Below are 7,877 nucleotides of genomic sequence, written 5' to 3'. Positions count from 1 at the left end.
CCAGCCAGCGCACGGCTTTCACATGCTCGTCACGCCCCAGCGCGAACAACATCACGCCGGACAAAATCGGCAACCAGATGGCGAGGCTCAGCAAACCCATGTTCTTGTTCTCCGTGACCGATCAGCGACCCAGCGTGACGCTGAGGTAAGGCCACAACTGCCAGGTCATCAACCCGATCACACCCAGGATCATCACCAGCGCATACCAATACAGAAAGCCGGTTTGCGCCAAACGCACAACGGACGCGATGCCGCCGATGCCACGCGCCGTGCCATTGATGGCACCGTCGATCACCACACCGTCACCGCCCTTCCACAGGCCCATGCCCAGCAGGCGCGCGCCAGCAGCCAGCACGTTCTCGTTGAACCAGTCGAAGTAGTACTTGTTTTCGAGAATGCGGTTGATGAAGCCAGTGCGTGCCTTGATGGCCGCAGGGATCTCCGGCTTGACCATGTAGAACACATAGGCTGTCACCACGCCGGCCAGTGCCAACCAGAACGGCAGCGTGCTCAGGCCGTGAAGGGCCATGGCCCAGGCACCGTGGAAGGCTTCGGCCATTTCCTTCATCGCGGCGTGCTTGTCCAGGTTGACAAAGATCGCGTCCTTGAAGAAGTCGCCGTACAGCATGGTCTGGATCGTGAAGTAGCCGATCAGCACCGACGGAATGGCCAGCAGCACCAGCGGAAGCGTCACCACCCAGGGCGACTCGTGCGGCACATGCGGCTCGTGCGCGTGGTGATCATCCGCGTGGTCGTCGTGGTGGTCGTGCTCGCCTGGGAAAGGCTTGTGACGGAAGTTTTCCTTGCCATGGAAGACCAGGAAATACATGCGGAAGGAATAGAAGGCCGTGACGAACACGCCCGCCACCACCGCAAAGTACGCAAAGCCGGAACCCCACAGCTGGCTCTCGTGCACCGCCTCGATGATGCTGTCTTTCGAATAGAAGCCCGAGAACAGCGGCGTGCCGATCAGCGCCAGCGAGCCCAGCAGCGAGGTGATCCAGGTGATCTTCATGTACTTGCGAAGGCCACCCATGTTGCGGATGTCCTGGTCGTGGTGCATGCCGATGATCACCGAGCCTGCGGCCAGGAACAGCAACGCCTTGAAGAAGGCGTGCGTCATCAGGTGGAACACCGCCACCGAGTAGGCCGACGCACCGAGCGCCACCGTCATGTAGCCCAGCTGCGAGAGCGTGGAGTACGCGACCACGCGCTTGATGTCGTTCTGGATGATGCCTAGGAAGCCCATGAACAGCGCCGTGATGGCACCGATCACCAGCACGAAGCTCAGCGCCGTGTCGGACAGCTCGAACAGCGGTGACATGCGCGCCACCATGAAGATGCCGGCCGTCACCATCGTGGCCGCGTGGATCAGCGCCGAGATGGGCGTCGGGCCTTCCATCGAATCGGGCAGCCACACGTGCAGCGGGAACTGCGCGCTCTTGCCCATGGCGCCGATGAAGAGGCAGATGCAGATCACGGTGATCAGCATCCACTCGGTGCCAGGGAACGTGAGCTTGGCCAACTCGCCGCCCTTGGTGAACACATCGCCATAGTTGAGCGACCCGGCAAACGCCACCACCAGGCCGATGCCCAGGATGAAGCCGAAGTCACCCACCCGGTTGACCAGGAAGGCCTTCATGTTGGCGAAGATCGCCGTCGGCTTGGTGTACCAGAAGCCGATCAGCAGATACGACACCAGGCCGACCGCCTCCCAGCCAAAGAACAACTGCAGGAAGTTGTTGCTCATCACGAGCATCAGCATCGAGAAGGTGAACAGCGAGATGTACGAGAAGAAGCGCTGGTAGCCGGCGTCTTCTTCCATGTAGCCGATGGTGTAGATGTGCACCATCAGCGACACGAAGGTCACCACGCACATCATCATGGCGGTGAGGCCGTCGACCAGGAAGCCGACCTCCATCTTCAAGCCGCCGAGCACCATCCACTCATAGATGGTGGCGTTGAAGCGGGCGCCGGCGATCACGTCTTTCAGCACAAGGGCCGACAAGACGAACGCGATCAGCACACCAAGGATGGTAGCGATGTGCGAGCCTCGGCGGCCCACGGCCTTGCCGAAGAAGCCGGCAATGATTGCGCCGGCCAACGGTGCCAAAGGCACCGCGAGCAGCAGATTCTGGGAGAGTTGTGGTGCGCTCATGCCATCAGCCTTTCAGCGTGTCGAGTTCGTCGACATTGATGTTGGAGCGGTTGCGGAACAGCACCACCAGAATCGCCAGTCCAATGGCCGACTCGGCGGCGGCCACCGTGAGGATGAAGAACACGAACACCTGGCCGGCCATGTCGCCCAGGTAGTGAGAGAACGCCACGAAGTTGAGGTTGACGGCCAGCAGCATCAGCTCGATCGCCATCAGCAGGATGATCAGGTTCTTGCGGTTCAAGAAGATGCCGATCACCGACAGCGCGAACAGGATCGCGCCCAGGGTGAGGTAATGCCCCAGCGTGATGGGGCCCAAGGCCAGGGCGCTCATTTGGTTTCTCCGGTGGGCGGCGCTGGGGATGTAGGCGGTGGCTCGACCACGGGCTGCATCTTCACGACGCGAAGGCGGTCGGCCTTCTTGACCTTGACAGCCTCCGAGGCGTCGATGGCCTTGCTGTCTTTCCGCTGGCGCAGCGTGAGCGCGATGGCGGCAATGATGGCCACCAGCAAGATCACTGCGGCGATCTGCAGCGGGTAGAGGTAACGCGTGTAGATCTGGATGCCGAGGAGCTTGGTGTTGCCGAGTTCGATGGCCTTGGCATCGGGTACCGGTGCCGAGCGCAAATCGAAGCCTGGGATCAGCACCAGCGCCATCTCGAGCGCAATGATCACGCCCACGAGGGCAGCCACCGGAAAGTGCTTCCAGAAACCCACGCGCATGTCGTCGACGTTGATGTCGAGCATCATCACGACGAAGAGAAACAGCACCATCACCGCGCCGACATACACCAGCACCAGCGAGATGGCCAGGAACTCGGCGCGCAGCAGCATCCAAACGCAGGAGGCCGAGAAGAACGCGAGCACGAGGAAGAGCGCGGAATGCACCGCACTGCGCGCCGTGATGACGCGAAACGCCGCCCCCAGCAGCACGGCAGAAAAAACGTAGAAGAGCGCAGTGGATGTGGCCATATTGTTCTGTTCAGCGCCTGGGCATCAGGGTGACCGATCTTCCGTTGCCATCCTCCGTTCGCCCTGAGGTATCGAAGGGCAGCGCATGGCCTCGATACTTCAGCCCGAACGGGCGGTGATGGGCTAGGACGGTCTGTCCGTCAGCGATAGCGCGCGTCAGCCTCCTTGTTGGCGGCGATTTCTTTTTCGTAGCGGTCGCCCACGGCGAGCAGCATGTCTTTGGTGAAGTACAGGTCGCCCCGCTTTTCACCGTGGTACTCGAAGATGTGGGTCTCGACGATCGAGTCGACCGGGCAGCTCTCTTCGCAGAAGCCGCAGAAGATGCACTTGGTCAGGTCGATGTCGTAGCGCGTGGTGCGGCGCGAGCCATCGTCGCGCACTTCCGATTCGATGGTGATGGCCATCGCCGGGCACACCGCTTCGCACAGCTTGCAGGCGATGCAGCGCTCTTCACCGTTTTCATAACGGCGCAGCGCATGCAGGCCACGAAAGCGCGGGCTTTGCGGCGTCTTTTCTTCAGGGAACTGCACGGTGATCGTGCGCGAGAAGAAATGCCGGCCCGTGAGTGCCATGCCCTTGAGCAACTCTGTGAGCATCAAGCTCGACAGGACGTTTTTGACGGAAGCCATTGCAGTCATGGTTCTCTTCCTTTAGTTCCAGATGTTCCAGGGGGACTGAATCCACAGCCCGACCACCACCAGCCAAATCAGGGTGATGGGGATGAAGATCTTCCAGCCCAGACGCATGATCTGGTCGTAACGGAAGCGTGGGAACGTGGCCCGAACCCACAAGAACACGGTGACCACCAGGAAGGTCTTGCCGAAGAGCCAGAACCAGTCCCAGAACCAGGCGGTGGCAACGATCCAGCCCGGTGTTTCCATGCCGAGGGCAGCGAAGGACACCGGGGCCAACCAGCCACCGAGGAACAGGGTCACGGCCAGCACCGACACCAGGATCATGTTGGCGTATTCGGCCAGGAAGAACATGGCGAAGGCCATGCCCGAGTACTCGATCATGTGACCGGCGACGATCTCGGACTCACCCTCCACCACGTCGAACGGGTGGCGGTTGGTCTCGGCCAGGCCGGCGATGAAGTAGACGATGAAGATGGGGAACAGCGGCAACCAATTCCAAGACAGGAAGCTCAGGCCCATGCCGGCGAACATGCCCTTGTTCTGACCCAACACGATGTCGGTCATGTTCAGACTGGCCGACACCATCAGCACAATGACCAGCGCGAAACCCATGGCGATTTCGTAGCTGACCATCTGCGCCGACGCGCGCAGCGCGCCGAGGAAGGCGTACTTCGAGTTGGAGGCCCAGCCGGCAATGATCACGCCGTAGACCTCCATCGAGGTGATGGCCATCAGGAACAGCAGGCCGGCGTTGATGTTGGCGACAGCCTTGTCAGGACCGAAGGGCACCACCGCCCACGCGGCCAGCGCCGGCATGATGGTCATGACAGGGCCGAGCAGGAACAGGCTCTTGTTGGCCGCGGTCGGGAGAATGATCTCCTTGAAGATCAGTTTCACTGCGTCGGCGATGGGTGTGAGCAAGCCGAAGGGGCCGACACGGTTGGGCCCGGGTCGGATCTGCGTCCAGCCGATGGCCTTGCGCTCCCACAGCGTGAGGTAGGCCACGCAGATCATCAGCGGCGCCACCAGGGCAATGATCTTGATCAGCGACCAAGCCGTGGGCCAGAAACCGCCCAGCAACTCGCTGCCAAAGGTGTTGACGGTGTCGAGCATGTTCAGGCCCTCTCGACGGTGATGGGGCCGAACATCGCGCCCAGCAAAACCGTGGTCGGCACACGCACGGCCGTGGCGGCCAGGGTGGCGTCGAGTTGCGCGGGCAGCACGGCCTGTGCTGCGCCTTGCGAGACACGCACCGTGGCACCTTCCGCCAGGCCGAGTTGCGACCACAGCGCGGGCGGCAGGCTCGCGACCGGTGGCTTGGCATCGGCCGTCAGCTGCAGCGAGGTGGCACGGCGCACCAGCGAATCGGTGGCGTAGATCGGCACATCGGCGATGCGCTCCAGGGCCGATGTCGCAGCGGGCGACGAGGCAGAGGCCGGCGAAGCTCTGTTGCTCAAGCGCGAAGCCACGGTGCTCAGGTCACCGAGTGCCTCGGCGCGCACTTCTTCGGAAGTTTCGAAATCGAAGCCCTTGATGCCGAGCAGGTTGCCCAGCACGCGCAGCACCTTCCAGGCGGGGCGGGTGTCGCCTAGCGGTTTGACGACACCGTGGAAACTTTGCACCCGGCCTTCTGCGTTGACGAAGGTGCCGGAGGTTTCGGTGAAGGGCGTGATCGGCAGCAGCACGTCGGCGCTTTCAACCGCAGCCGTCTTGAACGGCGTCAGAGCAATCACCATCTCAGCGCCCTGCAGCGACGCAACGGCGGCGCTGGCGTTGGCAGCGTCGAACGACGGTTCCACATTCAGCAGCACGCAGGCTTTCAAGGAACCGCTCAACATCTGGCCCGCGTTCAAACCACCGTTGCCCGGCAAGGCGTTGACAAGTTGTGCGCCCACCGTGTTGCCGGCTTCGGTGAGGTAGCCCACCGAGGCGCCCGTCTGCTCACCGATCCAGTGGGCCAGCGACAACAATTGGCTCGCTTGCGGGTGTTGTGCCGCGGCGTTGCCCAGCAGCACCGCTTTGCGCTCGCCCGACAACAGCGACGCGGCAACGGCTTGCGCCACTGAACCCGCTGTCGCAGAAACCGGTGCGGTCACGCCCTTGCTGCCGGCGATGGCAGAGGCCACTTCAGCCAAGGCTTGCACCCATTGGCTCGGCGCTATTGAAACGCTGTTGGCAAGAGGCATCAGCCAGTCGTCTTGCACCGCATGGATGCCGTGCACCTTGGCACCCTTGCGTGCCGCCTGGCGGATGCGCTGGGCGAACAGCGGGTGGTCCTTGCGCAGGAAGGAGCCGACGACCAAGACGCTTTGCAGCATGGACAAGGAGGCAATCGACGTCCCCAGCCAGCGGACTCCACCGACGTTGGCAAAGTCAGCGTGACGCGTGCGGTAGTCGATGTTCTCGCTGCCCAGTCCACGCACCAGCTTCGCAAGCAGGTGCAACTCTTCCACCGTGCTTTGGGCTGACCCCAATGCACCGATGCTCTTGGCGCCGTGGTCAGCCTTGATCTGCTTCAGACCATTGGCCACGTACTCCAGCGCCGTGGTCCAGTCGACGGTTTTCCACTCGCCGCCTTGTTTGATCATCGGCGCGGTCAGGCGCTCGTCGCTGTTGACCGCTTCGTACGAGAAGCGGTCACGGTCAGCCAGCCAGCACTCGTTGACGTCTTCGTTCTCGAGCGGCACCACACGCAGCACCTTGTTGTTCTTGACCTGGACGATCAGGTTGGCGCCGGTGCCATCGTGCGGGCTGACGCTCTTGCGGCGCGACAGCTCCCAGGTGCGGGCGCTGTAGCGGAAAGGCTTGCTGGTCAACGCGCCGACTGGGCACACGTCAATCATGTTGCCCGACAGCTCGGAGTCGATGGTCTCGCCGACCACGGTGGTGATCTCGGAATGTTCACCGCGATGGATCATGCCCAGCTCCATCACCCCGGCGACTTCCTGTCCGAAGCGCACACAACGCGTGCAGTGGATGCAACGCGTCATCTCGGCCATCGAGATCAGCGGACCGACTTCCTTCTTGAAGACGACGCGTTTTTCCTCGTCGTAACGCGACTCGGATGCGCCGTAACCAACCGCCAGATCCTGCAGCTGGCACTCGCCGCCCTGATCGCAGATCGGGCAGTCGAGCGGATGGTTGATCAGCAGGAACTCCATCACGCTTTGCTGGGCCTTCAAGGCCTTCTCGCTGCGGGTGCGAACGATCATGCCCTGGGTCGCGGGCGTGGCGCAGGCCGGCATCGGCTTCGGCGCCTTTTCCACCTCGACCAGGCACATGCGGCAGTTGGCCGCGATCGACAATTTCTTGTGATAGCAGAAATGCGGGATGTAGGTGCCGGCGCGATCGGCAGCGTGCATCACGGTGCTGCCTTCGACCACCTCGACCTTCTGGCCGTCGAGTTCGATTTCAATCATGCGAGTACCCGCCCTGCGCCTGCCGTGGTGGTGGCCAGCGGATCGATGTGTGGCGGCGCCACGCCCTGCCCCTTCTCGATCAGCGCGACAAACTCGCCGCGGAAGTGCTTGATCATCGCGCGCACCGGCATCGCAGCGGCATCTCCGAGCGCGCAGATGGTGCGGCCCTGAATGTTGTCGGCAACCGAATTCAACAGATCGATATCCTCCATGCGCCCTTTGCCATCGACAACGCGCTCGACCATTCGGAACAGCCAGCCGGTGCCTTCGCGGCACGGCGTGCACTGGCCGCAGCTCTCGTGCATGTAGAAATACGACAGGCGCAGCAGCGAACGCACCATGCAGCGGCTGTCGTCCATCACGATCACCGCGCCCGAGCCCAGCATCGAACCCGCCTTGGCGATGCTGTCGTAGTCCATCGTCAGCTCGTTCATGATCGAGGCCGGCAGCACCGGCGCCGACGAGCCGCCGGGAATCACCGCCTTCAGCGTGCGGCCCTTGCGCACCCCGCCGGCCAACTCGAGCAGCTTCGCAAATGGCGTACCGAGCGGCACCTCGTAATTTCCGGGCCATTCGACATCGCCGGACACCGAGTAGATCTTGGTGCCACCGTTGTTGGGCTTGCCGACCTCGAGAAACGCCTGACCGCCGTTGCGGATGATCCACGGCACAGCCGCAAAGGTTTCGGTGTTGTTG

7 protein-coding genes are annotated in these 7,877 nt (G+C 62.5%); all 7 read right to left on the bottom strand.

What is annotated here, in order from left to right; all coding sequences use genetic code 11:
• Nucleotides 1-121: 121 nt before the first annotated feature.
• Nucleotides 122-2,158 (bottom strand): NADH-quinone oxidoreductase subunit L, encoded by a 2,037-nt coding sequence (gene nuoL, locus RMO40_RS07030; RefSeq protein WP_309718245.1) that lies wholly within the window; start codon nt 2,156-2,158, stop codon nt 122-124.
• Between the two features lie 4 nt (nt 2,159-2,162).
• Nucleotides 2,163-2,489: an NADH-quinone oxidoreductase subunit NuoK gene (nuoK, locus tag RMO40_RS07025; RefSeq protein ID WP_309718239.1), complete on the bottom strand. Its 327-nt coding sequence runs from the start codon at nt 2,487-2,489 to the stop codon at nt 2,163-2,165.
• Nucleotides 2,486-3,127, bottom strand: coding sequence for an NADH-quinone oxidoreductase subunit J (locus RMO40_RS07020; protein WP_309718234.1), 642 nt, complete (start codon nt 3,125-3,127; stop codon nt 2,486-2,488). Before RMO40_RS07020 ends, nuoK begins: the two co-directional genes overlap by 4 nt.
• A 140-nt stretch (nt 3,128-3,267) precedes the next feature.
• Nucleotides 3,268-3,756: an NADH-quinone oxidoreductase subunit NuoI gene (nuoI, locus tag RMO40_RS07015; protein ID WP_309718248.1), complete on the bottom strand. Its 489-nt coding sequence runs from the start codon at nt 3,754-3,756 to the stop codon at nt 3,268-3,270.
• Between the two features lie 21 nt (nt 3,757-3,777).
• On the bottom strand, nt 3,778-4,875 hold the full coding sequence (nuoH, locus tag RMO40_RS07010) for an NADH-quinone oxidoreductase subunit NuoH (RefSeq protein WP_309718230.1): 1,098 nt from the start codon (nt 4,873-4,875) through the stop codon (nt 3,778-3,780).
• Nucleotides 4,876-4,877: 2 nt separating this feature from the next.
• The gene (gene nuoG, locus RMO40_RS07005) at nt 4,878-7,181 is read right to left on the bottom strand and encodes an NADH-quinone oxidoreductase subunit NuoG (protein WP_309718228.1); all 2,304 of its coding nucleotides are present in this window, start codon (nt 7,179-7,181) and stop codon (nt 4,878-4,880) included.
• Nucleotides 7,178-7,877: NADH-ubiquinone oxidoreductase-F iron-sulfur binding region domain-containing protein (locus tag RMO40_RS07000; RefSeq protein ID WP_309718226.1), on the bottom strand; the 700-nt coding region annotated here is incomplete at its 5' end. The genes nuoG and RMO40_RS07000, both read right to left, overlap by 4 nt.

Origin of the sequence: Rhizobacter sp., from assembly GCF_031412075.1 — a bacterium.
In the GTDB taxonomy this organism is placed as follows: Bacteria; Pseudomonadota; Gammaproteobacteria; order Burkholderiales; family Burkholderiaceae_C; genus Rhizobacter.
Note: the sequence above shows the minus strand (reverse complement) of the source record. Positions and strands in the feature narration are given on the sequence as shown.

What these genes read in the sequence shown, in the direction of transcription:
- nuoH (WP_309718230.1), bottom strand. Translation starts at nt 4,875, where the DNA reads ATGCTCGACACCGTCAACACCTTTGGCAGCGAGTTGCTGGGCGGTTTC.
- nuoK (WP_309718239.1), bottom strand. Translation starts at nt 2,489, where the DNA reads ATGAGCGCCCTGGCCTTGGGCCCCATCACGCTGGGGCATTACCTCACC.
- nuoI (WP_309718248.1), bottom strand. Translation starts at nt 3,756, where the DNA reads ATGGCTTCCGTCAAAAACGTCCTGTCGAGCTTGATGCTCACAGAGTTG.
- nuoG (WP_309718228.1), bottom strand. Translation starts at nt 7,181, where the DNA reads ATGATTGAAATCGAACTCGACGGCCAGAAGGTCGAGGTGGTCGAAGGC.
- nuoL (WP_309718245.1), bottom strand. Translation starts at nt 2,158, where the DNA reads ATGAGCGCACCACAACTCTCCCAGAATCTGCTGCTCGCGGTGCCTTTG.
- RMO40_RS07020 (WP_309718234.1), bottom strand. Translation starts at nt 3,127, where the DNA reads ATGGCCACATCCACTGCGCTCTTCTACGTTTTTTCTGCCGTGCTGCTG.